Source organism: Streptomyces sp. NPDC056738 (assembly GCF_042790435.1).
Lineage (GTDB): Bacteria > Actinomycetota > Actinomycetes > Streptomycetales > Streptomycetaceae > Streptomyces.
In genome coordinates this window covers 61,865-85,101 of the sequence record NZ_JBHTZF010000023.1, presented here as the reverse complement: position 1 = coordinate 85,101, position 23,237 = coordinate 61,865, and the positions used below count along the sequence as shown (strand labels likewise).

General features: G+C 73.6%; 24 protein-coding genes. 23 read left to right on the top strand and 1 reads right to left on the bottom strand.

The genetic code is table 11. From position 1 onward, the window contains the following. Positions 1-161 precede the first annotated feature (161 nt). From hisD to ACFRIC_RS38610, 13 genes are all read left to right on the top strand, one after another. The gene (gene hisD, locus ACFRIC_RS38670) at positions 162-1,511 is read left to right on the top strand and encodes a histidinol dehydrogenase (RefSeq protein WP_382796305.1); all 1,350 of its coding nucleotides are present in this window, start codon (positions 162-164) and stop codon (positions 1,509-1,511) included. Then, on the top strand, positions 1,508-2,644 hold the full coding sequence (locus ACFRIC_RS38665) for a histidinol-phosphate transaminase (protein WP_382796303.1): 1,137 nt from the start codon (positions 1,508-1,510) through the stop codon (positions 2,642-2,644). The genes hisD and ACFRIC_RS38665 overlap by 4 nt, the downstream gene beginning before the upstream one ends. Next, the gene (gene hisB, locus ACFRIC_RS38660) at positions 2,641-3,234 is read left to right on the top strand and encodes an imidazoleglycerol-phosphate dehydratase HisB (RefSeq protein WP_037623339.1); all 594 of its coding nucleotides are present in this window, start codon (positions 2,641-2,643) and stop codon (positions 3,232-3,234) included. The genes ACFRIC_RS38665 and hisB overlap by 4 nt, the downstream gene beginning before the upstream one ends. Next, positions 3,231-3,395: a hypothetical protein gene (locus ACFRIC_RS38655; protein WP_037623340.1), complete on the top strand. Its 165-nt coding sequence runs from the start codon at positions 3,231-3,233 to the stop codon at positions 3,393-3,395. The genes hisB and ACFRIC_RS38655 overlap by 4 nt, the downstream gene beginning before the upstream one ends. Beyond that, on the top strand, positions 3,386-4,033 hold the full coding sequence (hisH, locus tag ACFRIC_RS38650) for an imidazole glycerol phosphate synthase subunit HisH (protein WP_382796301.1): 648 nt from the start codon (positions 3,386-3,388) through the stop codon (positions 4,031-4,033). Before ACFRIC_RS38655 ends, hisH begins: the two co-directional genes overlap by 10 nt. Further along, on the top strand, positions 4,030-4,755 hold the full coding sequence (gene priA, locus ACFRIC_RS38645; RefSeq protein ID WP_037623342.1) for a bifunctional 1-(5-phosphoribosyl)-5-((5-phosphoribosylamino)methylideneamino)imidazole-4-carboxamide isomerase/phosphoribosylanthranilate isomerase PriA: 726 nt from the start codon (positions 4,030-4,032) through the stop codon (positions 4,753-4,755). Before hisH ends, priA begins: the two co-directional genes overlap by 4 nt. Beyond that, complete coding sequence (locus tag ACFRIC_RS38640; RefSeq protein ID WP_382796299.1) at positions 4,752-5,168, top strand: RidA family protein; 417 nt, start codon at positions 4,752-4,754, stop codon at positions 5,166-5,168. The genes priA and ACFRIC_RS38640 overlap by 4 nt, the downstream gene beginning before the upstream one ends. Continuing rightward, a complete protein-coding gene (hisF, locus tag ACFRIC_RS38635; protein ID WP_382796297.1) occupies positions 5,165-5,920 on the top strand; it encodes an imidazole glycerol phosphate synthase subunit HisF in 756 nt (251 codons plus the stop codon). Before ACFRIC_RS38640 ends, hisF begins: the two co-directional genes overlap by 4 nt. A 559-nt stretch (positions 5,921-6,479) precedes the next feature. Beyond that, positions 6,480-7,460, top strand: coding sequence for an alpha/beta hydrolase family protein (locus ACFRIC_RS38630; protein WP_382796296.1), 981 nt, complete (start codon positions 6,480-6,482; stop codon positions 7,458-7,460). A gap of 510 nt (positions 7,461-7,970) precedes the next feature. Continuing rightward, entirely contained in the window at positions 7,971-9,959 is a 1,989-nt protein-coding gene (locus ACFRIC_RS38625) for a LuxR C-terminal-related transcriptional regulator (RefSeq protein WP_382796294.1), read from the top strand. 112 nt (positions 9,960-10,071) lie between these two features. Next, positions 10,072-11,655, top strand: coding sequence for a PucR family transcriptional regulator (locus ACFRIC_RS38620; protein ID WP_382796292.1), 1,584 nt, complete (start codon positions 10,072-10,074; stop codon positions 11,653-11,655). 85 nt (positions 11,656-11,740) lie between these two features. After that, on the top strand, positions 11,741-12,328 hold the full coding sequence (locus ACFRIC_RS38615; protein ID WP_382796290.1) for an ArsR/SmtB family transcription factor: 588 nt from the start codon (positions 11,741-11,743) through the stop codon (positions 12,326-12,328). Positions 12,329-12,425: 97 nt separating this feature from the next. Further along, on the top strand, positions 12,426-13,691 hold the full coding sequence (locus ACFRIC_RS38610) for an MFS transporter (RefSeq protein ID WP_382796288.1): 1,266 nt from the start codon (positions 12,426-12,428) through the stop codon (positions 13,689-13,691). A 193-nt stretch (positions 13,692-13,884) separates the two neighbouring features. Here the strand turns inward: ACFRIC_RS38610 and ACFRIC_RS38605 are convergent, their stop codons facing one another. Continuing rightward, entirely contained in the window at positions 13,885-14,520 is a 636-nt protein-coding gene (locus ACFRIC_RS38605) for a TIGR03085 family metal-binding protein (protein WP_382796287.1), read from the bottom strand. Between the two features lie 142 nt (positions 14,521-14,662). Between ACFRIC_RS38605 and hisI the strand changes: the two genes are divergently transcribed. The 10 genes from hisI to ACFRIC_RS38555 all read left to right on the top strand — a co-directional run bounded on the left by hisI (position 14,663) and on the right by ACFRIC_RS38555 (position 23,179). After that, positions 14,663-15,076, top strand: a complete 414-nt coding sequence (gene hisI, locus ACFRIC_RS38600; RefSeq protein ID WP_382796285.1) for a phosphoribosyl-AMP cyclohydrolase — start codon at positions 14,663-14,665, stop codon at positions 15,074-15,076. Positions 15,077-15,087: 11 nt separating this feature from the next. Next, positions 15,088-16,575, top strand: a complete 1,488-nt coding sequence (locus tag ACFRIC_RS38595; RefSeq protein WP_382796284.1) for an anthranilate synthase component I — start codon at positions 15,088-15,090, stop codon at positions 16,573-16,575. Positions 16,576-16,813: 238 nt separating this feature from the next. Further along, a complete protein-coding gene (locus ACFRIC_RS38590) occupies positions 16,814-17,467 on the top strand; it encodes a TIGR02234 family membrane protein (protein WP_382796282.1) in 654 nt (217 codons plus the stop codon). Between the two features lie 158 nt (positions 17,468-17,625). Next, positions 17,626-17,871, top strand: a complete 246-nt coding sequence (locus tag ACFRIC_RS38585) for an HGxxPAAW family protein (RefSeq protein ID WP_382796280.1) — start codon at positions 17,626-17,628, stop codon at positions 17,869-17,871. Between the two features lie 92 nt (positions 17,872-17,963). Next, a complete protein-coding gene (locus tag ACFRIC_RS38580; RefSeq protein ID WP_382796278.1) occupies positions 17,964-18,413 on the top strand; it encodes a DUF2752 domain-containing protein in 450 nt (149 codons plus the stop codon). 165 nt (positions 18,414-18,578) lie between these two features. Further along, positions 18,579-19,388, top strand: coding sequence for an indole-3-glycerol phosphate synthase TrpC (gene trpC, locus ACFRIC_RS38575; RefSeq protein ID WP_382796276.1), 810 nt, complete (start codon positions 18,579-18,581; stop codon positions 19,386-19,388). A 232-nt stretch (positions 19,389-19,620) separates the two neighbouring features. After that, the gene (gene trpM / locus ACFRIC_RS38570; protein WP_382796345.1) at positions 19,621-19,815 is read left to right on the top strand and encodes a tryptophan biosynthesis modulator TrpM; all 195 of its coding nucleotides are present in this window, start codon (positions 19,621-19,623) and stop codon (positions 19,813-19,815) included. 307 nt (positions 19,816-20,122) lie between these two features. Then, positions 20,123-21,415, top strand: coding sequence for a tryptophan synthase subunit beta (trpB, locus tag ACFRIC_RS38565; RefSeq protein WP_382796274.1), 1,293 nt, complete (start codon positions 20,123-20,125; stop codon positions 21,413-21,415). After that, the gene (trpA, locus tag ACFRIC_RS38560; RefSeq protein WP_382796272.1) at positions 21,412-22,227 is read left to right on the top strand and encodes a tryptophan synthase subunit alpha; all 816 of its coding nucleotides are present in this window, start codon (positions 21,412-21,414) and stop codon (positions 22,225-22,227) included. The genes trpB and trpA overlap by 4 nt, the downstream gene beginning before the upstream one ends. A 175-nt stretch (positions 22,228-22,402) precedes the next feature. Continuing rightward, positions 22,403-23,179, top strand: coding sequence for a DsbA family protein (locus ACFRIC_RS38555; protein WP_382796270.1), 777 nt, complete (start codon positions 22,403-22,405; stop codon positions 23,177-23,179). The last annotated feature ends 58 nt before the right edge of the window (positions 23,180-23,237 follow it).

The window sequence follows — 23,237 nt, the reverse complement described above, 5'->3', positions numbered from 1 at the left end:
CTCCCCTGCTACTCGCGGGTTCGTACGGTCCTGCAATGCCCGCTCAGTGACCGCGCGAACGCTCCTGGTGAAGGGGATCTTCCGCGGGAGGGGAAGCCGGCTTGTATCAGCCACTGATACAGGCGTCCGGCGCCCTCCCGCGGTCTGAGAGAATTGAGTCCGTGATCTCCCGAATCGATCTGCGCGGCGACGCCCTCCCCGAGGGCCCCGCCCTGCGCGACCTGCTGCCCCGAGCCGACTTCGACGTCTCGGCCGCCCTGGAGAAGGTGCGGCCGATCTGCGAGGCCGTGCATCATCGGGGCGACGCGGCGCTGATCGACTACGCGGAGAAGTTCGACGGAGTACGGCTGGAGTCCGTACGTGTTCCGGCCCAGGCCCTCGCCGACGCCCTGGAACAGCTCGACCCGGACGTGCGCGCGGCCCTGGAGGAGTCCATCCGCCGCACCCGTCTCGTCCACCGCGAGCAGCGCCGTACGACGCACACCACCCAGGTCGTGCCCGGCGGCTCGGTCACCGAGAAGTGGGTGCCGGTCGACCGGGTCGGGCTGTACGCGCCCGGCGGCCGCTCGGTGTACCCGTCGTCCGTGATCATGAACGTGGTCCCGGCCCAGGAGGCCGGGGTCGGCTCGATCGCGCTCGCCTCCCCGGCCCAGTCCGCGTTCGGCGGCCTGCCGCACCCGACGATCCTGGCCGCCTGCGCGCTGCTCGGCGTCGACGAGGTGTACGCGGCCGGCGGTGCCACGGCCGTCGCGATGTTCGCGTACGGCACCGAGTCCTGCCCCTCGGCCGACATGGTCACCGGCCCCGGCAACATCTGGGTCGCCGCGGCCAAGCGCTACTTCACCGGCAGGATCGGCATCGACGCCGAGGCCGGCCCGACCGAGATCGCGGTCCTCGCCGACGACACCGCCGACCCGGCGCACGTCGCCGCCGACCTGATCAGCCAGGCCGAGCACGACCCGCTCGCCGCCGCCGTCCTCGTCACCGACTCGCCGGCCCTCGCGGACGCGGTCGAGAAGGAGCTGGAGCCGCAGATCGCGGCCACCAAGCACATCGACGACCGGATCGTCCCGGCTCTCAGCGGCAGGCAGTCCGCGATCGTCCTCGTCGACGGCATCGACGAGGGCCTCAGGGTCGTCGACGCGTACGGCGCCGAGCACCTGGAGATCCAGACCGCCGACGCGGCCGCCGTCGCCGACCGGGTCAGGAACGCCGGAGCGATCTTCGTCGGCCCCTGGGCCCCGGTCTCGCTCGGCGACTACGCGGCGGGCTCCAACCACGTCCTGCCCACCGGCGGCTGCGCCTGCCACTCCTCGGGCCTGTCCGTCCAGTCCTTCCTGCGCGGCATCCACATCGTCGACTACACGAAGGACGCGCTCGCCGACGTCGCCCATCACGTGGTGACGCTGGCGGAGGCGGAGGACCTGCCCGCGCACGGCGCGGCAGTGAAGGCAAGGTTTGTCGGAGACGAACAAGTGTCGCGCGGCTGGAAGGTACCCGAGGGCAAGTGACCGGCATCGACGATCTCCCCGTACGGGACGAACTGCGTGGCAAGACCCCCTACGGCGCACCGCAGCTCGACGTCCCCGTACGCCTGAACACCAACGAGAACCCGTACCCGCTGCCCGAGGCGCTCGTCGAGCGGATCACCGAGCGGGTCCGTGAGGCCGCCCGCGGACTCAACCGCTACCCCGACCGGGACGCGGTGGAGCTGCGCACCGGGCTGGCCGCCTATCTGACGAAGACCGGCAAGCACCCCGTCGGCGTCGAGAACGTCTGGGCCGCCAACGGCTCCAACGAGGTCATCCAGCAACTGCTCCAGACCTTCGGCGGCCCCGGCCGCAGCGCGATCGGCTTCGAACCGTCGTACTCGATGCACGCGCTCATCGCGCGCGGCACGGGCACGGCCTGGATCTCCGGCCCGCGGGGCGAGGACTTCACCATCGACCTCGCCGCCGCCGAGCGGGCCATCGCCGAGAACCGGCCCGACGTCGTCTTCGTCACCACCCCCAACAACCCCACCGGCAACGCGGTCCCGCCCGAGACGGTCCTCGCGCTGTACGAGGCCGCGCAGGCGGCGAAGCCGTCCATGGTCGTGGTCGACGAGGCCTACATCGAGTTCAGCCACGGCGACTCGCTGCTGCCGCTGCTCGAAGGACGGCCGAATCTCGTCGTCTCCCGGACGATGTCGAAGGCCTTCGGCGCGGCCGGACTGCGCCTCGGCTACCTCGCCGCCCACCCGGCGGTCGTGGACGCCGTCCAGCTCGTGCGGCTGCCGTACCACCTCTCGGCCGTCACCCAGGCGACCGCGCTGGCGGCCCTGGAACACACCGACACCCTCCTCGGGTACGTGGAGCAGCTCAAGTCCGAACGGGACCGGCTGGTCACCGAACTGCGCGCGATGGGCTGCGAGGTGACCGAGTCGGACGCGAACTTCGTGCAGTTCGGACGGTTCGCCGACACCCACGCGGCCTGGCGGAGGATCCTCGACCAGGGCGTCCTGGTCCGGGACAACGGGGTACCGGGGTGGCTGCGGGTCTCCGCCGGAACCCCGAAGGAAAACGACGCGTTCCTCGACGCGGTACGTGAACTACTGGGATCCACGGGGGAGAACCCCGCATCCCCGAAGGAGCAGAGCGCATGAACCGCGTAGGACGCGTGGAGCGGGTGACGAAGGAGACGTCGGTCCTCGTCGAGATCGATCTCGACGGCTCCGGCAAGGTCGACGTGGCCACCGGCGTCGGCTTCTACGACCACATGCTCGACCAGCTCGGCCGGCACGGTCTGTTCGACCTCACCGTGAAGACCGAGGGCGACCTGCACATCGACTCGCACCACACCATCGAGGACACCGCCCTCGCCCTGGGCGCCGCCTTCAAGCAGGCCCTCGGCGACAAGGTCGGCATCTACCGCTTCGGCAACTGCACCGTCCCGCTGGACGAGTCGCTCGCCCAGGTGACCGTCGACCTGTCCGGCCGCCCGTACCTCGTGCACACCGAGCCCGAGAACATGGCGCCGATGATCGGCGAGTACGACACGACGATGACCCGGCACATCCTGGAGTCCTTCGTCGCCCAGGCCCAGATCGCCCTGCACGTGCACGTCCCCTACGGACGCAACGCGCACCACATCGTGGAGTGCCAGTTCAAGGCGCTGGCCCGGGCCCTGCGTTACGCCTCCGAGCGCGACCCGCGCGCAGCCGGCATCCTCCCCTCCACTAAGGGCGCACTGTGACAGGCCTTTCCAGCATTCTCATCGTCGTCGGTCTCTTCCTCGCCGGAGGGATCTACTCCTTCGTCAAGCAGGACATGCCGAAGAGCCTCGTCGTGCTGCTCTCCATCGGTGCCGCGATGTGCCTCGTCGCGGGCGTCATGCGGCTGGAGGTGTGGAGTTGAGCGAGTCGAAGAAGGTCGTCGTCTTCGACTACGGCTTCGGGAACGTGCGTTCCGCCGAGCGCGCCCTCGCCCGCGCGGGCGCCGAGGTCGAGATCACCCGTGACTTCGACACCGCGATGAACGCGGACGGACTGCTCGTACCGGGCGTCGGCGCCTTCGCCGCCTGCATGCAGGGCCTCAAGGAGGCGCGCGGCGACTGGATCATCGGCCGCCGGCTGTCCGGCGGACGCCCCGTCATGGGCATCTGCGTCGGCATGCAGATCCTCTTCACCCGCGGCATCGAGCACGGCGTGGAGACCGAGGGCCTGGACGAGTGGCCGGGCACGGTCGGACCCCTGGAGGCCGACGTCGTGCCCCACATGGGCTGGAACACCGTAGACGCCCCGGAGGGCTCGGAGGCCTTCGCCGGCCTCGACGCCGACGCGCGGTTCTACTTCGTCCACTCCTACGCCGTCCACGACTGGTCGCTCGAAGTCGGCAACCCGCTGCTGCGCGCCCCCCTGGTCACCTGGTCCACGCACGGCAAGCCCTTCGTGGCGGCCGTCGAGAACGGCGCCCTGTGGGCCACCCAGTTCCACCCCGAGAAGTCCGGCGACGCCGGCGCCCAGCTCCTCTCCAACTGGATCGGAACACTGTGAGCAAGCTCGAACTCCTCCCCGCCGTCGACGTCCGCGACGCCCAGGCCGTCCGCCTCGTGCACGGCGAGTCCGGGACCGAGACCTCCTACGGCTCCCCGCTGGAGGCCGCCCTGGCCTGGCAGAGCTCCGGCGCCGAGTGGCTCCACCTCGTCGACCTGGACGCCGCGTTCGGCACCGGCGACAACCGCGCGCTGATCGCCGAGGTCACCAAGGCGATGGACATCAAGGTCGAGCTGTCCGGCGGCATCCGCGACGACGACACCCTCGCCGCCGCGCTCGCCACCGGCTGCACCCGTGTCAACCTGGGCACCGCCGCGCTGGAGACCCCCGACTGGGTCGCCAAGGTCATCGCCGAGCACGGCGACAAGATCGCCGTCGGCCTCGACGTCCGCGGCACGACCCTGCGCGGCCGCGGCTGGACCCGCGACGGCGGCGACCTCTACGAGACGCTGGCCCGCCTCGACTCCGAGGGCTGCGCCCGCTACGTGGTCACGGACATCGCCAAGGACGGCACGCTCCAGGGCCCGAACCTTGAACTCCTGCGCAACGTGTGCGCGGCGACCGACCGTCCGGTGGTCGCCTCCGGCGGGGTGTCCTCGCTGGACGACCTGCGGGCCATCGCCGAACTCGTGCCACTCGGGGTCGAGGGCTCCATCGTCGGGAAGGCCCTGTACGCCAAGGCGTTCACCCTCGAAGAGGCCCTGGCGGCGGTAGCCCGGTGAGCGCCGTACGCCGCCTGTCGACCGGCTCTCCGGCGGAGGAGGCCTTCGGGTACTCCCGCGCGGTGGAGCTGCCGAACGGCCTGGTGCTGGTGTCCGGCTGCAGCTCGATCATCGACGGCGACGTCGTCGAGGACGACCCCTACGAGCAGACGGTCAACGCCTTCGGCGTCGCGTTCGCGGCCCTGGAGCGGATCGGCCTGGGACGCGAGGACGTCGTCCGCACCCACATGCACATCACCCATGCCCGGGACGTCGAGGAGGTCGGCCGCGCCCACAAGGCGCTGTTCGACGGCATCCGCCCCGCCGCCTCCATGATCATCGTCGAGGGTCTGGTGGACCCCCGGCTGGTGGTCGAGGTCGAGGTGGAGGCGTTCCGCGCAGACCACACGGAGCGGGGAGAAACCCAGTCATGACCCTGGCGGTCCGAGTGATTCCCTGCCTGGACGTGGACAACGGCCGGGTCGTCAAGGGCGTCAACTTCCAGAACCTGCGGGACGCGGGCGATCCCGTCGAGATGGCCAAGGTGTACGACGCCGAGGGCGCCGACGAGCTCACCTTCCTGGACATCACCGCGTCCTCGGGCAACCGTGAGACCACGTACGACGTGGTGCGCCGCACGGCCGAGCAGGTCTTCATCCCGCTGACGGTCGGCGGCGGTGTCCGCACCGCCGAGGACGTCGACAAGCTGCTGCGGGCCGGCGCCGACAAGGTCGGCGTCAACACGGCCGCCATCGCCCGCCCCGACCTCATCCGCGAGATCGCGGAGCGGTTCGGGCGGCAGGTGCTCGTGCTGTCGGTGGACGCGCGCAGGACCGAGGACGGTTCCTTCGAGGTGACCACCCACGGCGGCCGTCAGGGCACCGGCATCGACGCCGTCGAGTGGGCGCACCGGGCCGCCGAGCTGGGCGCGGGCGAGATCCTGCTCAACTCGATGGACGCCGACGGCACGAAGGACGGCTACGACATCGAGATGATCGAGGCCGTACGCAAGCACGTCACGGTTCCGCTGATCGCCAGCGGCGGCGCGGGCCGGCTCGACCACTTCCCGCCGGCCGTCGGGGCGGGCGCCGACGCGGTGCTGGCCGCGTCCGTCTTCCACTTCGGCGACCTGCGGATCGGCGAGGTCAAGGAGACCCTGCGCGAGGCGGGGCATCCCGTCCGCTGACGGTTCCGGCCGGGGGCCTTCACCAGGTCTTCCGGCGGCCGACCTCCCGCCGGTGGCGGCCACCGGCGGGTACGGCTCATGTCACGTCACGTCATGCCACGGCCCGCACCCGGGCGGCCTTCGCCACCGGGGGCGGGCCGTGGCCGTTTTCCGGGGCCGCTAGGGCCGGTAGGACCGGTGGGGTCGTGTCCGTGGGCCGGCGCGGTCGTGCCGCGGGGCGGGCGCCCTCGTGTTCCCGGGAGGCGCGTTCGCGGAACGGGGTGCTCGTCGTGGGCGGCGAAGTCCCTTTCCGGGGAGGTGTGTTCTCGGGGCGGGGGCGTTCGGCGGCGGGCGGCGGGGACTTCTTGGGAGGCCGGGAGCGGGGCCGGGCGGGTGGCCGGTGATTCTGCCGATGTGCGGGGCGGACGCGGGGGCGGACAGTGGCCAGCGCACCCACGGAGACGACCCCCCCCGCCGTGACGTGACGAGCGCCCACCGGTACCCCGTGCCGGGGCGGCGCCCGGACCGCGGCGGGGGGTCCCTCCTCCCTCACCCCGCCCACCGAGAGGACGCACCCACCGTGCAGCAGCCGAACCGCGCACTCCCCGTCGCACCCGTCGGAACCGAACCGTCGCCCCGCCGACCGCACCGGCTGACCAGCCGTCTGGTGCGGGCCGGACTCGCGGTGCTCCTGGCCGCGGGTGGCCTCGTCGCCGCGCAGGCCACCGGAGCGCAGGCCGTCGTCGGAGCACAGGCCGTCTCGGCGCAGGCCGCCGCGAACCCGTACGAGCGCGGCCCCGCCCCCACGGTCGCCAGCATCGAGGCCTCCCGTGGTTCCTACGCCGTGTCCACCACCACCGTCTCCTCCCTGTCCGTGAGCGGCTTCGGCGGCGGCACGATCTACTACCCGACCTCGACCGCCGACGGAACCTTCGGCGCGGTCGCCATCTCGCCCGGGTACACCGCCTACCAGTCCTCCATCTCCTGGCTCGGGCCCCGGCTCGCGTCACAGGGCTTCGTCGTGTTCACCATCGACACCCTCACCACGCTCGACCAGCCCGACAGCCGTGGCAGGCAACTGCTGGCCGCGCTCGACTACCTGACGCAGAGCAGTTCCGTGCGGACCAGGATCGACAGCAACAGGCTCGGCGTCATGGGCCACTCCATGGGCGGCGGCGGCACGCTGGAGGCCGCGAAGAGCCGTCCCTCGCTCCAGGCGGCGATCCCGCTCACCGGCTGGAACCTGGACACCACCTGGCCGGAGATCAAGACGCCGACACTGGTCGTGGGCGCGGACGGCGACACGATCGCACCGGTCGCCACGCACTCCGAGCCCTTCTACGCGAGCCTGCCCAGCACGCTCGACAAGGCGTACCTGGAGCTCAGGGGTGCCACGCACTTCACGCCCAACAGCTCGAACACGACGATCGCGAAGTACAGCATCTCGTGGCTCAAGCGATTCATCGACAATGACACCCGCTACGAGCAGTTCCTCTGCCCGCTGCCCCAGGCCTCGCTGACGATCGCCGAGTACCGGGGCAACTGCCCGCACACCTCCTGACCCGCACCGCACGATCCGCACCGCACGATCCGCACCGCACAGTCCGTTCCGCACGGTCCGTCCGTGCGGGGGTGACGGCCGCCGAACCCGGTGGCCGTCACCCCCGTGCGCGTCATGGGGCCTCGGCCCGCGCTCCGTGCGGGGGCATCGCCGGGGCCTTGCCGGGGCCATGCCGGGTCCTTGTGCGGGCGCACAAGCCTTCCCTACCGGGCGTGGGACCATGCCCAGTGATGGCCGTGTCCGTGCAGGTCAGCGGGGGTTCAGTAGCCGCCCGGGCAAGCGAACGCGGGGCTTCCGCCGTTGTTTACGCAGAAGTAACGTGACGGCGTGACCGGAAACGTGACTGCGCGCATTCCCCTCGGGGCGCCGGCCCGGCCCCCGTTACCGCCGCCCGGGATGTCCCGCCCGCCCCGGGCATGTTCCGCGCCTGCCGGGCCCGGGTCGCCCGGCCCCGTCGAGACGCCCGTGAGCCCGGTCGGACCCGTCGACGCCGAGGGGGCCGGTCCGGCCGTGGCAGTGCTTCTGGCCCTGGTGGTGGCCGAGTCGGAGCGGGACGCGAGAGCCGGCGGGGTGGATGCCGCGGTGGTTCTCCGGGCGGCCGAGGCCTGGGGCCTCGGGGCGGCTGTCCTCGATGCCGCTGAGGCCGCGGGGCACCTCCGGCTCGACGGAGGTCGTATCCGATTCCCCGATCCGCGCCTGGCCCGTACCGTACGGGCCTCCGTCCCGCCCGCCCGCCGGCGCGCGGCGCACCGACTGCTGGCCGACGCCCACACCGGGGGCCCGGACACCCTGCCCGTCCTCTTCCACCGGGCGTCGGCGGCCGTCGCGCCCGCCCCGGGGCTCGGTGACGCGCTCGCCGTGGCGGCACGGTCGCGGGACGGACGGCCGACGCACGCGGAGCGCGCGGCGGCGTGGGCGAGGGCGGCCGAACTCGCCGTCGACCAGGAACTGCGCGCCGTCCGCCTGGTCGAGGCGGCCGAGCAGGCGCGGCTGGCCGGACTGCCGCACCGCGCGCGGGAGTTGCTCGCCCGGGCCGACGGCGAGCGTCCGGCCGGCGCGGTGCGCGGCGCGGCCCGACTGGTGAGCGGGCTGCTCGCGCTCCAGGACGGCCCGGTCGCCGACGCGCGCGAAGTGCTGCTGCTGGCCGCCGCGTCGCTGGACCCGGCCGACCCGCCCCGCGCCCTGGCCGCCCGGCTCGCCGCCGTCGAGGCGTCCTGGGTGACGGGAGACGCGGCGGCCTGCGTGGAAGCCCTGGACCAGGGTCCGGCGCAGCCGGGATCCGACCCGCTGCTCGCGGCGTACCGGGAGGGGATGTCCGCGGTCGTGCACGGCCGCCCGGACGCCGGCCGGCTGCCCTTGCGCGAGGTGGTGGCCGGGGTCGCGGCCGGGGTCCACGACGCCCCCGAGGCCCTGCTGCGGGCCGGGAGCGCCGCCCTCGTCGTCGGGGACCTCGCCGCCGCCGCCCGCGCCAACTCCCGTGCCCTCGCCGTCGCCAGGGACCGGGGCCCGTACATCCTGGTCGCCCAGGCGCTGGAACGGCTGGCCTACGGGGAGCTGCGAGCCGGCCGTCACGCCCGTGCCCGCGCCCACGCCGAGGACGGCCTGCGCACGGCGCTCGGCGCCGGCCAGGACAACCTCGCGGCGCACCACCACGCGATCCTCGCCCTGGTGGCGTCCGTGGAGGGCTCCCCGGAGGCCGTCGCCGAGCACGCCGCGGCCGCCGAACACGTCGCCGCGGCCCACGGTCTGGCCCAGGCGGCCACGCTGTCCCAGTGGGCCCGGGCCCGCGCCGACCTGGCCCGCGGCCGGCTTCCCGAGGCCGCGGCGCGGCTCGGCCCCCTGGTCGGCGCGGGCCCGCGCCGCGGTCACTTCGCGGTACGGATGCTCGCCGTCCCCTGCTTCGTGGAAGCGGCGGCCCGCACCGGGCAGACGGAGGCCGCCCGTGCGGCGGTCGCCGCGTTCGCCCGCTGGGCCGAGCAGAGCGCGGATCCTCAGGCCCCGGCCCAACTGGCACGCTGCCGGGCGTTGCTGAGCGGCCCCGAGGAGTGCGAGGCGCTGTTCGCCGCCGCGCTGGCCCGGCACGAAGCCGTGGCCGGGGACTTCGAGCGCGGCCGCACCCAACTCCTCTACGGGTCCTGGCTGCGACGGCGGCGCAGGCCCGGCGAGGCGCGCGGCCGGCTGCGGGACGCGCTGGTGTCCTTCGAGCGCGGCGGGGCCCTCGGCTGGGCCGCTCAGGCGCGGGCGGAACTGCGGGCCACCGGGGACGCAGGACCGGGTGAACCCGCCGGTCAGCTCACGCTCCTGACGCCCCAGCAGCTCCGGATCGCCCGCTGCGTGGCCGAGGGAGCCACCAATCGCGAAGTGGCGCTGCGCCTGTCCGTGAGCCCCCGCACCGTGGACCACCACCTGCGCAATGTCTTCGCCGCCCTGGGGGTCCGCTCCCGCGTCGAGCTGTCCCGTCTGGTGGACCGGGCCGAGAAGACCACCGCAGACCCCTAGGTACCGACCGGGCGGTATGTCATCCTGCGGGATCAGGAGGTCCGGGCCACCCGTGTGCCGCGCGTCGGCCGAACGGGCGGCCCGGCCGAGCCGACCCCGGTGGAGGACAGCGATGCAGCACCTCGTACCCGCCCACGTCCGGTCCCAGCCCGGGCCCCGGCCCCCGGCCGGGGCCACTCGCCCGGCCGTCGACGCCGAGGCGCTCTCGGTGCTGCACCGCGCCGCCCGTGCGCTGATCGCGGGGCTGCCCGAACTCTCCGAACGCCTGGTGGACCTCCTGGTGGCGCGTGAACCCGCGTACCGCGCGGCCATGGAGACGGACGCGGAGAGCGTGCGCGACGAGGTGCGGCGCTCGCTGCGGCTCAACGTCGGTTCCCTGATCCAGCCCGGTGAACTGCGCGAGGCCGCCCGCCGCTGCTCCTGGGCCATCGGCAGGACCCGCGCCGAACGCGGCCTTCCGCTGGACGCGTTGCTGCGCGCCTTCCGGCTGGGCGGCGGCATGATCTGGCAGGAGCTCGTCGACGAGACGACCCGTCGGCATCCCTCCGACGCGCGTCTGCTCGTGCATGTCGCCGCCGACGTCTGGAACTTCGTCGACGACCACTGTGCCGTGGTCGCCGACGCCTACCGGCAGACCGAGCGCGAGCTGATGTGGCGCAGGGAGAACCGGCTGCGGCTGATGACGGCCGCGCTCCTCGACGGCACCGCCAGGATCGCCGATCTGCCGGCCACCGCCGCCGCCCTGGGGCTCCCCGAACAGGGCCGGTACGCGGTGGTGCTGGTCCGGCTGCCGGCCGGCCGGGCGTTCGCGGACGTACGCGGCCAGGTGGGACTCTCCGGCCTGCGGGTCCTCTGGTACCGCGACCGGGACCGTGACGCCGAGGGCAACTACGGCATCGTCTTCCTCGGCGACCGTCCCCACGACCAGGGCCGCGACGAGGGCGACGACGGGGGCTGGTCCGGCCGCGGGCACGACGGAGGTCTCCTCGACGCGGGTCCCGGACCGGCGTCCGCTCCGGCGCAGACCCCGGCGTCCACCCCGGAGGACGGAGCGGGGCCGGGCGGCGCGGATCGAACGGGTGGCGCGGACCGTGCGGGCGGTGTGGACCGTGCGGGCAGGGGGGAGGGTGCGGGCCGGACGGACGGTGCGGAGCGTGCGGGCCGTGGGGACCGTGGCGAGCGCGCGGGCGGCCGGGGCGGTGAGTGCCCCGGGACGCACGGGCCCGGCCTGGACGCGGGGGAGATCGCCCGCCGGCTGTCCGCCCCGCCGCCGGCCCGGGTCGGAGTGAGCCCGGTCGTGGAGGGGCTCGCGGCGATCGGCGACGCCCGCCGCCTCGCCGACACCGCGCTGCGTGCCTGTCCGCGCTCCGGCGGAACCATCGTCCTGGAGGAGCACCTGCCCGCCGCGCTCGTCGTCTCCGCGCCGGTCCTCGGCGCGGCGCTCTCCGAGCGGGTCCTCGGGCCGCTGCTGCGCCTGGACCTGTCCGACCGGGACATCATGCTGGACACGCTGACCGTCTGGCTCGCCTGCGACGGTTCCGCCCAGCGGGCCGCGGGCCGCCTCTACTGCCACCGCAACACGGTCCTGAACCGGCTGCGCCGCTGCGAACAGCTCACCGGCCGCTCGCTGACCCGGCCGGCGGACGTGGTCGAACTGTCGCTGGCCCTGGCGGCGCATTCTCTGCTCGATCCGTGAGGGCTCCCCTCCCGGAGGCGAGATGCGAAAGGAAAGTTGCGCAATATTGGTTGCGCAACTTTTCCTTCGTATCTACCGTGAAGGCATGACACGCAAGGAAGACCGCCGGATCACGGACATGGGCACGCTCAAGGCGATCGCCCATCCGCTGCGCATGCAGCTCTACCGCGCCTTGCACATCGCGGGCGCCGCCACCGCCTCCCAACTGGGGGAGCAGGTCGACGAGGCGCCCTCGCTGGTCAGCTACCACCTGCGCAAGCTCGCCGAGCACGGGCTGATCGAGGAGGCGGAGCCGCGCAGCGGGGACGGGCGCGAGCGCTGGTGGCAGCCCGCCTCGGAAGGGCTGAGCGTCCACGACGAGGACTTCCGGAGCGCGCCGGAGACGGCCGCCGCCCACACCGCGTTCGCGCGGCTCCTCGTCGACCAGCGCGCCGACCTCTACCGGCGCTATCTGGACGAACGGCACGCCTGGGGCCCCGAGTGGGGCGGCGCGTCCTCCGACACAGAGTCCACCCTGCGACTGACGCCGGCCGAACTGGCCGAGCTCAACCAGGAGTTGCTCGCCGTCGTGCGGAAGTACGACGAGGCGGGCCGCGCGAACGAGGCGGCCGGTGACACCGAGGGCCGCGAGAACGTCGCGCTGCACATGTACGGATTCCCGTTCCGTGTCTGACCCCGAGAGCACGTCCGCCGCGAAGGGGCCCGGCCCCGTGACCGCGACCGCGCCGAAAGGACCGGACTCCGTGACCGCGCCGAAAGGACCCGGCCCCGTGACCGCGACCGTCATACCGAGCCCTGCCCAGGACGGCGCCCAGGCCCCCGCCGGGCCCGCCCACCGCGACGGCAACGTCCTGCGCTGGCTCGGCGCCTACACCTCGTCGATGATCGGCGACAACGTCTACTACATCGCCCTGTCCTGGGCCGCCGTCCAGGCCGGCAGCCCCTCCCAGGCCGGGCTCGTGATGTCCGTCAGCGCCGTCCCGAGGGCCCTGCTGATGCTGGGCGGGGGAGTGGTCGCCGACCGCTTCGGGCCGCGGAAGGTCGTCATCGGCAGCGACGCGGTGCGCTGCGCGGCCGTGCTGGCGGTCGCCGCGCTGCTCTTCGCGACCAGCCCGGGACTGTGGCTGCTGGGCCTGGTCGCCGTCGTCTTCGGCGTCGTCGACGCCGTGTTCATGCCCGCCGTGGGCGCCCTGCCCGCCCGTGTCACCGGCCGTGACCAGCTCGCCCGGGTGCAGGGCATGCGGGGGCTCGCCGTCCGCTCCGCCAACGTGCTCGGCGCCCCGCTCGGCGGGCTCGCCGTCGCCCTCGGCGGCGCGGCCGCGGCGTTCGCGCTGGCCGGCCTGCTCATCGCCGTGTCGCTGCCGCTGCTGATCTCCGTACGCATGCGGGACCTCACCCCGGACGACGAGACGGATAAGGCCGGCCGCACGGCCTGGAACGACCTCCGCGACGGTCTGCGCTACATCCGCGGCCACCGCGTCCTCGCCCCGCTCATCGCGGTCATCGCCCTCGGAGACCTCGGCTTCGTGGGACCGCTCAACGTGGGACTGACCCTGCTCGCCGACCGGCGCGGCTGGGGCGCCTCCGGGATGGGCTGGGTGATCGCCGCGTTCGGGACCGGCGCCGGAGCCGCGGCCCTGCTGCTGACCCTGCGCGGACGGCTCCCGCGCGCGGGCACCGTCGCCGGCGTGGCCATCCTCGTCGGTTCCGTGGCGATCGGCGCCCTCGCCTTCGTGCCGGGCGTCGCCGGGGCCGTCGGTGTGGCCCTGCTCGTCGGACTGCTCGCCGGGCTCAGCGGCGCCCTGTGCGGAGCGCTGATCCAGACCTGGTCCGACCCCGCCTACCTGGGCCGGGTCAGTGCCGTCGCCGGCATCGTCAGCCTCGGCCTCGCGCCGCTCAGCATGCCGGTGACGGCCGCCGCGATCGGCTGGTGGGGGACCGGCCCGGTCTTCGTCACCAGCGCCGCCGTGTGCGGCCTCGGCGGGGTCCTCACCCTGTGCGTACGCGACCTGCGCCGCGCCGAACTGCCCCACTGACCGGCGCCGCCGTCCCCCGCCCCACTGACCGGCGCCGCCGTCCCCCGCCCCACCGACCGGCGCCGCCGTCCCGACGGCCCGGCCCGCCCGGCGGACCGCCGACACCCACCCCGCCGGGCCGGGACCGGCCGCCCCCTCGTGGGCGGCGTTCGCCCCCGCCGGGCGGGCTCCGGGTCCCCGGCTCCCGGCTCCCTCAGATCCCGAGCTGCTTCGCCTCGTGGAGCTTGGTGATCGCGTCCTTGTCGCCGTCCAGCTCGACGTCCGCCACAGCCTGCCGGCCGAACACGAACAGCAGCAGCTCCGAGGGCTCGCCCGTCACCGTCACCACCGGCGTCGCCTTGTTCAGCACCGTCGTCTGGCCGTTCGGGCGGCGCAGCACCACACCGGTGGGAACGCCGCGGCCCATCAGCCGGGCCGTGCGGTCCAGGCGCGACCACAGGGCGTCCTGGAACACCCCGTCCAGCTCGCGCGGCGTCCAGCCCGGCTGCGCCCGCCGCACGTCCTCGGTGTGGACGTAGAACTCCACCACGTTCGACGCCTCGTCCAACTGCTTCAGCGTGAACGGCGAGAACCGCGGCGGCCCCGTACGGATGAGCCGGATCAGCTCCTCGTACGGCTTGTCGGCGAACTCCGTCATCACCCGCTCCAGCCGGGGCGCGAGCTGTTTGACGACGAGACCGCCCGCGGCGTCGGGGCGGCGCTCGCGCACCACCACGTGTGCGGCGAGATCCCGGGCGTTCCAGCCCTCGCACAGAGTGGGGGCGTCCGGTCCCACGGCTTCCAACAGATCGGCCAGGAGGAGCCGTTCGCGCTTCGCATGGGTCGACATGCCAGCCAGCCTACGACCGGGCGGCCGCCCCGCCCAGTGGAGAGCGCGGCACGACCGGCCGGGTCCCGCCTGTGGACGAACGCGAGGTCCGGCCTGTGGACAACGGCCGGGCGGGCCGGCCCGGCGCGGCACAATGGCACCCATGACCAGCACGCCTCCCGCCAGCAGCCTGGACCCCGAGATCGCCGCCCGCCTCAAGCGCAGCGCCGACGGACTCGTCCCCGCCATCGCCCAGCAGTACGACACCGGTGAGGTGCTGATGCTCGGCTGGATGGACGACGAGGCGCTGCACCGCACCCTCACCACCGGCCGCTGCACCTACTGGTCGCGCAGCCGCCAGGAGTACTGGGTCAAGGGCGACACCTCCGGCCACTTCCAGCACGTCAGATCCGTGGCCCTGGACTGCGACGCGGACACCCTGCTGGTGCGCGTCGACCAGGTGGGCGCCGCCTGCCACACCGGCGCCCGCACCTGCTTCGACGCGGACGTGCTGCTCAAGGACACCGGCGACGGGACCGAGGCCGCCGATTCCGGCGCACCGGCCCGGAATCAGTAAGGTCAGCCGCCATGGACCTCGAGACGTTCCGCAAGCTGGCCACCGACCGCCGTGTCATCCCCGTCAGCCGCAAACTGCTCGCGGACGGCGACACGCCGGTCGCGCTCTACCGCAAACTGGCCGCCGAGCGCCCCGGCACGTTCCTGCTCGAATCCGCTGAGAACGGCCGCACCTCCCTGTCCTGGTCCCGCTACTCCTTCGTCGGCGTCCGCTCCGCCGCGACCCTCACCGAGCGGGACGGACAGGCGCACTGGCTCGGCACCCCGCCCGTCGGCGTCCCCGTGGACGGCGATCCCCTCGCGGCCCTGCGCGCCACCATCGAGGCGCTGCACACCCCGGGGACCGAGGGACTGCCCCCGTTCACCGGCGGCATGGTCGGCTATCTGGGCTACGACATCGTGCGCCGCCTGGAGAAGATCGGCCCCGGCGAGCGGGACGACCTGAACCTGCCCGAGCTGACCATGCTGCTCACCAGCGACCTCGCCGTCCTGGACCACTGGGACGGCTCGGTCCAGCTCATCGCCAACGCGATCAACCACAACGACCTGGACACCGGCGTCGACGAGGCGTACGCGGACGCCGTCGCCCGGCTGGACGCCATGGAGGCCGACCTCTCCCGGCCGGTGTCCCAGCCGCCCGCCGCGCTCCCGCCCTCCGAACTCCCCGAGTACACCGCGCTCTGGGGCGGTCCCGACTTCCAGGACGCCGTCGAGGACATCAAGGAGCGCATCCGGGCCGGCGAGGCCTTCCAGGTCGTCCCCTCCCAGCGCTTCGAAACCCCGTGCACGGCCAGTGCGTTGGACGTCTACCGCGTCCTGCGGGCGACCAACCCGTCGCCGTACATGTACCTGTTCCGCTTCGACGGCTTCGACGTCGTCGGCTCCTCACCGGAGGCCCTGGTCAAGGTCGAGGACGGACAGGCCATGGTGCATCCCATCGCCGGCACCCGGCCGCGCGGCGCGACCGTCCAGGACGACCAGGCCCTCGCCGACGAACTGCTCGCCGACCCCAAGGAACGCGCCGAGCACCTCATGCTCGTCGACCTCGGGCGCAACGACCTCGGACGGGTCTGCGAGCCCGGTTCCGTCGAGGTCGTCGACTTCATGTCCATCGAGCGGTACTCGCACGTGATGCACATCGTCTCCACGGTGACCGGCCGGGTCGCCGCGGGCCGTACGGCCTTCGACGTGCTCACCGCCTGCTTCCCCGCCGGAACGCTCTCCGGGGCGCCCAAGCCGCGCGCGATGCAGATCATCGACGAACTGGAACCGTCCCGGCGCGGGTTGTACGGCGGCTGCGTCGGCTACCTCGACTTCGCGGGCGACTCCGACACCGCCATCGCCATCCGTACGGCCCTGCTGCGCGACGGCACCGCCTACGTCCAGGCCGGTGCCGGCATCGTCGCCGACTCGGTCCCCCAGGCGGAGGACGACGAATGCCGCAACAAGGCGGCGGCGGTGCTGCGAGCGGTCCACACCGCGAACCGCCTCGGCGGCTAGGCCTCACCGCCGTGCCGGACGGCCACGGCCGACCCGGCCGTCCGGCACGGCGGACCGGCTCGCGACGCCGGGAGACGGGAGGCCGGACCCGGTCGGCCCCACGCCCGGTCGTACGGCCCAAGCCGTCCCTCGGGGCCGTACGACCCGTACGAACCGCGCCCGAACCGCGCCCGATCAGCCCGAATAGGACGAGGCTCACGTAACCCCGACTGACGCATCACCCGGGGTTCAGGCGATAGTGGGGTCTGTGACTGCTGTACCTCACCCCCGAACCGAAGCCGCGGGACCCGCCCGGTCCGGCCGCCGCAGCCTTGCCGTGACCCTGCTGAGCGGCGCGCTCGGCGCGGCCGTGGCCCTGCTCGCCAGCCGGCAGAGCTGGGCGCGGGGGACCGCGACCGTGGCCGGCGGCGACTTTCCGCTGACCGTCAAGGGCAGCGACGTCACGGGTGTGCCCGCGGCGCTTGCGATAGTCGGCCTCGCCGCGCTCGTCGCCGTCTTCGCCGTCCGCCGCTCCGGCCGCCTCCTGGTCTCCGCGCTCCTCGCGCTCTCCGGCGCGGGCATCGCCGTCGCCTCCGTCCTCGGCGCGAGCGACAGCTCCGCCCTCGACGAGCGGGCCGCCTCCGTCTCCGGCAACACCGCGGCCACCGCGGCCGGGATCGGCCACACCGTCTGGCCGTACGTGGCCGCGGCGGCCGGCGCGCTCATCCTGCTGGCCGGGCTGCTCGCGCTGCGCCACGGCCGCTCCTGGCCCGCCATGTCCGGCCGCTACGAGCGGGACGGCAGGCCCCGGCCCCGCAAGGCCAAGCCGGTCGACCCGGACCGCCCCGAGGACCTCTGGAAGGCCCTCGACCGCGGCGAGGACCCCACCGGCCCCGACCCGGCCGGGACCTAGTCCCTGTCCGCGGAGGTCCTCCCGCCCGGGTCCTCCGCCGTGAACGGCGCGGACCGGCACGCGCGGGGTGACCCCCCGCTCACGGCGGACCCGTGCGTACGGGACAATGGGCGGTGAGCGTCCGACTCACACACGCATTCAGCAACGAGGAGCAAGTCATGGCGGGCAGCAGCCACGGTCACACCCCGGCCGCCTGGACCGGTGTCATCATCGCCTTCATCGGTTTCTGCGTCGCGGGCGCCTTCATGGTGAAGGCCGAACCGCTGGGCTTCTGGGCCGGCATGGTCGTCGTCGCCCTCGGCGGTGTCGTCGGCATGGTCATGCGGAGCATGGGCCTCGGCCAGCCGAAGGCCGCCGCGCACCCCGCGAACACGGCGCGCTCGACCGTCGGCGCCGACGCCTGACCCACTGAGGCTGAACGGAAGGCGGTCCCGGCCATGCGCCGGGGCCGCCTTCCGCGTACCCGGGTGAGCGCCCGGCCCCCGCGAGGGGCAGAATGCGTCGCGTGAACGCCGAGACTCAGAGGGTGACGCGGACCGGGCCGGACGCGGGTGTGCTGCGACGGCTGGCCGTTCCCGGCGGGCTGCTCGCGGCCGTCGCGGGGGCCTTCGCCTACGTCGGGGCCGTCGACCCGAACGAGCCCGGCCACTACCCCGTCTGCCCGCTCCAGCGCCTCACGGGCCTGTACTGCCCCGGCTGCGGCGGACTGCGCAGCGCGCACGCCTTCGCGCACGGGGACCTCGCCGCGGCGCTCACGGACAACGCGCTCGCCGTCGGCGGGTACCTGGCCTTCGCGGTGCTGTGGTCCGTCTGGGTGATCCGCCTCGTGCGCGGACGGCCCACCCGGCTCGACCTCGGACCCGTCCACCTGTGGAGCCTGGGCGCGTTGGCGCTGGTCTTCACCGTTGTCCGGAATCTTCCCTCCGGTGGCTGGCTGCACCCTTGATCAAATGACAAATGTCCAGGTAGTGGGACCGGCGTCAACCGGATGCGAGGGCTACGCCATCCTCCGGATACCATCGCAGTGACCCGACTTTTCCGTCAGGGACGGTGAACCCGGGTCACCGATCGACCGCTTCAACCGTCCACCGCAGGGAAGGGGGCCGCTCGCGTGAGTGTGCTCGACGAGATCATCGACGGAGTCCGTGCCGACCTCGCGGAGCGGCAGGCGCGCGTCAGCCTCGACGAGCTCAAGGAGCGCGCGGCGAAGGCTCCGGCTGCCAAGGACGGTGTGGCCGCCCTGCGCGGCGACGGCGTCAAGGTCATCTGCGAGGTCAAGCGGTCCAGCCCCTCCAAGGGCGCGCTCGCCGCGATCGCCGACCCGGCCGCCCTCGCCGCCGACTACGAGGCGGGCGGCGCGGCCGTCATCTCCGTACTCACCGAACAGCGCCGGTTCGGCGGCTCGCTCGCCGACCTGGAGGCCGTCCGCGCCCGGGTGGACATCCCGGTGCTGCGCAAGGACTTCATCGTCACCTCGTACCAGCTCTGGGAGGCCCGTGCGTACGGCGCCGACCTGGCGCTGCTCATCGTCGCGGCCCTCGAACAGCCCGCCCTCGAGTCCCTCATCGAGCGCGCCGAGTCCATCGGGCTCACGCCGCTGGTCGAGGTGCACGACGAGGACGAGGTCGAGCGCGCGGTGGACGCCGGCGCGAAGATCATCGGTGTCAACGCGCGCAATCTGAAGACGCTGAAGGTCGACCGTTCGACCTTCGAGCGGGTCGCCCCCGAGATCCCCGACGGCCTCGTCAAGATCGCCGAGTCCGGTGTCCGCGGCCCCCACGACCTCATCGCGTACGCCAACGCGGGCGCCGACGCGGTCCTGGTCGGCGAGTCCCTCGTCACCGGCCGCGACCCGAAGACCGCCGTCTCCGACCTCGTGGCGGCGGGCGCCCACCCGGCCCTGCGGCACGGACGGGACTGACCCGCAGGTGTCCGCCCCGGCCCTCGCCCCCGCCGTACCCCGTCCGGGCTCCCGCCCCGACGGGGCAGCGGCGTGCGCGGGGCCGGCCGCTCCGGCTCGTGCCGGCGCGCTCCCGCGGGCGAGGGCCGCATCGCCCGGGCCCGCGGCGCACGACGAGGGCCCGCAGCCCCTCGCACACCTCCCGCTCCCCGGGGACCCGTACGGCGGGCACCTCGGCGTGCCCTCGGCCGCCGTGCTCCCGGTGCCGTCGGCGGCCCGTGACCCCTACGCCCGTCTCGCCCGCGGCTGCCGTCCGCGCGGCTGCCGGGCCCCCGCACGCCGGGTGCACGGGCGCCGGGTCCGTTACGTCATCGGCGACGAGCCGGGTCAGGTCAACGGCATGCGATGGCCCGAGCGCGTACGCGCGCTCACGCCCTTTCCGGCCTGATCCCCCTTCCGGGGGAATCGGGCCGGGTCCACCGCACCCGCGGACAGGGCCCCCTCCACGGCACACGTGGGCCGGGCCGGGTCCGAGGCGGAGGTGGACCGGGCCGCAGCCGCCCCGCACGGGGACCGAGCCGGAATCCGGCCCAACCGGTCCCGCGACGGCACGTCCGTCGGTGCGCGGCGGGCCGCGGCGGGACGGGCGGTGCCACCGGCCGACGCGCCGGTGGCGGTGGAGCGCGGGTGCGTCCGGCTTCCCTGACCCCTGCCCGATCCCGTGACCGGGGCTGTCGCCCCTGCGAGGTATCCGTATGCCCAGCGAGTTCTTCATTCCCGACCCCGACGGTCAAGTCCCCAGCGCCGAGGGCTACTTCGGCGCGTTCGGCGGCAAGTTCATCCCCGAGGCGCTGGTCGCCGCCGTGGACGAGGTCGCCGTCGAGTACGACAAGGCGAAGGCCGACCCCGAGTTCGCCCGCGAGCTCGACGACCTGCTCGTCCACTACACCGGACGCCCCAGCTCCCTCACCGAGGTGCCGCGCTTCGCCGAACACGCCGGCGGCGCGCGGATCTTCCTCAAGCGCGAGGACCTGAACCACACCGGCTCGCACAAGATCAACAACGTGCTCGGCCAGGCCCTGCTCACCAAGCGGATGGGCAAGACCCGGGTGATCGCGGAGACCGGCGCCGGCCAGCACGGCGTCGCCACGGCCACCGCCTGCGCGCTCTTCGGCCTCGAATGCACCATCTACATGGGCGAGATCGACACCCAGCGCCAGGCGCTGAACGTGGCCCGGATGCGCATGCTCGGCGCCGAGGTCATCGCCGTGAAGTCCGGCTCGCGCACCCTCAAGGACGCCATCAACGAGGCGTTCCGCGACTGGGTCGCCAACGTCGACCACACGCACTACCTCTTCGGAACCGTCGCGGGACCGCACCCCTTCCCCGCCATGGTCCGCGACTTCCACCGCGTCATCGGCGTCGAGGCCCGCCGGCAGATCCTGGAGCGGGCCGGACGGCTGCCCGACGCCGCCATCGCCTGCGTCGGCGGCGGCTCCAACGCCATCGGCCTCTTCCACGCCTTCATCCCCGACGCCGGCGTCCGCCTGATCGGCTGCGAGCCCGCCGGGCACGGCGTGGAGACCGGCGAGCACGCGGCCACCCTGACCGCGGGCGAGCCCGGCATCCTGCACGGATCACGGTCGTACGTCCTCCAGGACGACGAGGGCCAGATCACCGAGCCCTACTCGATCTCGGCCGGCCTCGACTACCCCGGCATCGGCCCCGAGCACTCCTACCTCAAGGACAGCGGCCGCGGCGAGTACCGCGCGGTCACCGACGACGCGGCGATGCAGGCCCTGCGGCTGCTCTCCCGCACCGAGGGCATCATCCCCGCCATCGAGAGCGCCCACGCGCTCGCCGGAGCCCTGGAGGTCGGCAGGGAGCTGGGCGAGGACGGGCTGATCGTCGTCAACCTGTCCGGACGCGGCGACAAGGACATGGACACGGCCGCGCGCTACTTCGGCCTCTACGACAACGGCGTCGACGCGGTCGTCGCCGCGGACGCCGACAGCGAGAACGCCGAGATCGAGGGGGACGCCAAGTGAGCGGCAACATCAGGCTGTTGAGCGACACCCTGGCCGGTGCGAAGGCGGAGGGACGGTCCGCCCTCATCGCGTACCTGCCGGCCGGCTTCCCGACCGTCGACGGCGGCATCGCGGCGATCAAGGCCGTCTTCGACGGCGGCGCCGACGTCGTCGAGGTCGGACTGCCGCACAGCGACCCCGTCCTCGACGGCCCCGTCATCCAGACCGCCGACGACATCGCCCTGCGCGGCGGCGTCAGGATCGCGGACGTCATGCGGACCGTCCGGGAGGCCTTCGAGGCCACCGGCAAGCCCGTCCTCGTGATGACGTACTGGAACCCGATCGACCGCTACGGCGTCGAGCGCTTCACGGCCGAACTCGCCGAGGCGGGCGGCGCGGGCTGCATCCTGCCCGACCTGCCCGTCCAGGAGTCGGCCCTGTGGCGGGAGCACGCCGAGAAGCACGGTCTCGCGACCGTCTTCGTCGTCGCGCCCAGCAGCAAGGACGCCCGCCTCGCCGAGATCACCGCGGCCGGCAGCGGCTTCGTGTACGCGGCCTCGCTGATGGGGGTCACCGGAACCCGGGAGTCGGTCGGGAACCAGGCCCAGGACCTGGTGGCCCGTACCAAGGCCACCACCGGGCTGCCCGTCTGCGTCGGCCTCGGCGTCTCCAACGCCGAGCAGGCCGCCGAGGTGGCCGGCTTCGCCGACGGCGTGATCGTCGGCTCGGCGTTCGTCAAGCGGATGCTGGACGCGCCGGACGAGGCGGCCGGCCTCGAAGCCGTCCGGGAGCTCGCGGCCGACCTCGCGAAGGGCGTGCGTAAGACGGCCTGACGCGACGGAGCGGGCCGCCCGGACACGACCGGGCGGATCCGCGCGGACCCGACCAGCGCGGATCCGCGGGTGAACGGTCGGGTCATTCCGCGCGTAACGGACAATCCGCTCACTCGAACGAGTGGACCTTGGACCGGGGAGGCGCGCTGCGCCTCCCCGGTTCGTTCTGCCGGATGTGAGCGAGAAGAACCGTGACGGAAAGCGCAACGCCCGCGAGCGGCTGGCGGTCGAGCGAGAGAAGCAGAAGGCCGCGGACAAGCGCCGCCGCGCGCTGATCGTGGGGGCGTCGGTGATCTGCGTCCTCGGCCTGGCCGCCGTGATCGGCGTGGTGGCCGCCAACTCGGGCAAGGACAAGAAGAGCGACACGTCGGGCCCGGTCGTGTCGCCCTCGGGCGCCACCGGCAAGGACAGTCTCGCGATCCCCGTCGGCAAGGACGGCGCCAAGTCGACCCTCACGGTGTGGGAGGACTTCCGCTGCCCGGCCTGCCAGGCCTTCGAGGCGGCCTACCGCCCGACGATCCAGGAACTGACCGACGCCGGGAAGCTGCGCGTCGAGTACCACCTCGTCACCCTGATCGACGGGAACATGGGCGGCAGCGGCTCCCGCAAGGCGGCCAACGCCGCCGCGTGCGCCCAGGACGCCGGGAAGTTCCGCGCGTACCACGACGTGCTGTACGAGAACCAGCCCAAGGAGACCGACGACGCCTTCGCCGACAACGCCAAGCTCATCGAGCTCGCCGGCAAGGTCGACGGCCTGGACACCCCGGCCTTCCGCGCCTGTGTGAACGACGGCACGCACGACGCCTGGGTCCAGAAGTCGCACGCGGCCTTCCAGGCCGGTGGCTTCACCGGCACCCCGACCGTGCTCCTGGGCGGCAAGAACATCTACGCGGACCAGTCGATGACCCCCGCCAAGTTCAAGCAGATGGTGGAAGAGGCCAACAAGGGCTGAGCCGCCTCCGCGGCCCCGGTGCCCCCGCCCTCCACCGGCCGGGGGCACCGCACGTTAT

Bases quoted from the DNA above. Each gene is read 5' to 3' on its own strand.
- ACFRIC_RS38585 (WP_382796280.1), top strand. From the start codon at position 17,626: ATGGCGGGCAGCAGCCACGGTCACACCCCGGCCGCCTGGACCGGTGTC.
- trpB (WP_382796274.1), top strand. From the start codon at position 20,123: ATGCCCAGCGAGTTCTTCATTCCCGACCCCGACGGTCAAGTCCCCAGC.
- ACFRIC_RS38620 (WP_382796292.1), top strand. From the start codon at position 10,072: ATGCAGCACCTCGTACCCGCCCACGTCCGGTCCCAGCCCGGGCCCCGG.
- ACFRIC_RS38615 (WP_382796290.1), top strand. From the start codon at position 11,741: ATGACACGCAAGGAAGACCGCCGGATCACGGACATGGGCACGCTCAAG.
- ACFRIC_RS38595 (WP_382796284.1), top strand. From the start codon at position 15,088: ATGGACCTCGAGACGTTCCGCAAGCTGGCCACCGACCGCCGTGTCATC.
- ACFRIC_RS38605 (WP_382796287.1), bottom strand. From the start codon at position 14,520: ATGTCGACCCATGCGAAGCGCGAACGGCTCCTCCTGGCCGATCTGTTG.
- ACFRIC_RS38580 (WP_382796278.1), top strand. From the start codon at position 17,964: ATGCGTCGCGTGAACGCCGAGACTCAGAGGGTGACGCGGACCGGGCCG.
- hisF (WP_382796297.1), top strand. From the start codon at position 5,165: ATGACCCTGGCGGTCCGAGTGATTCCCTGCCTGGACGTGGACAACGGC.
- hisI (WP_382796285.1), top strand. From the start codon at position 14,663: ATGACCAGCACGCCTCCCGCCAGCAGCCTGGACCCCGAGATCGCCGCC.
- hisB (WP_037623339.1), top strand. From the start codon at position 2,641: ATGAACCGCGTAGGACGCGTGGAGCGGGTGACGAAGGAGACGTCGGTC.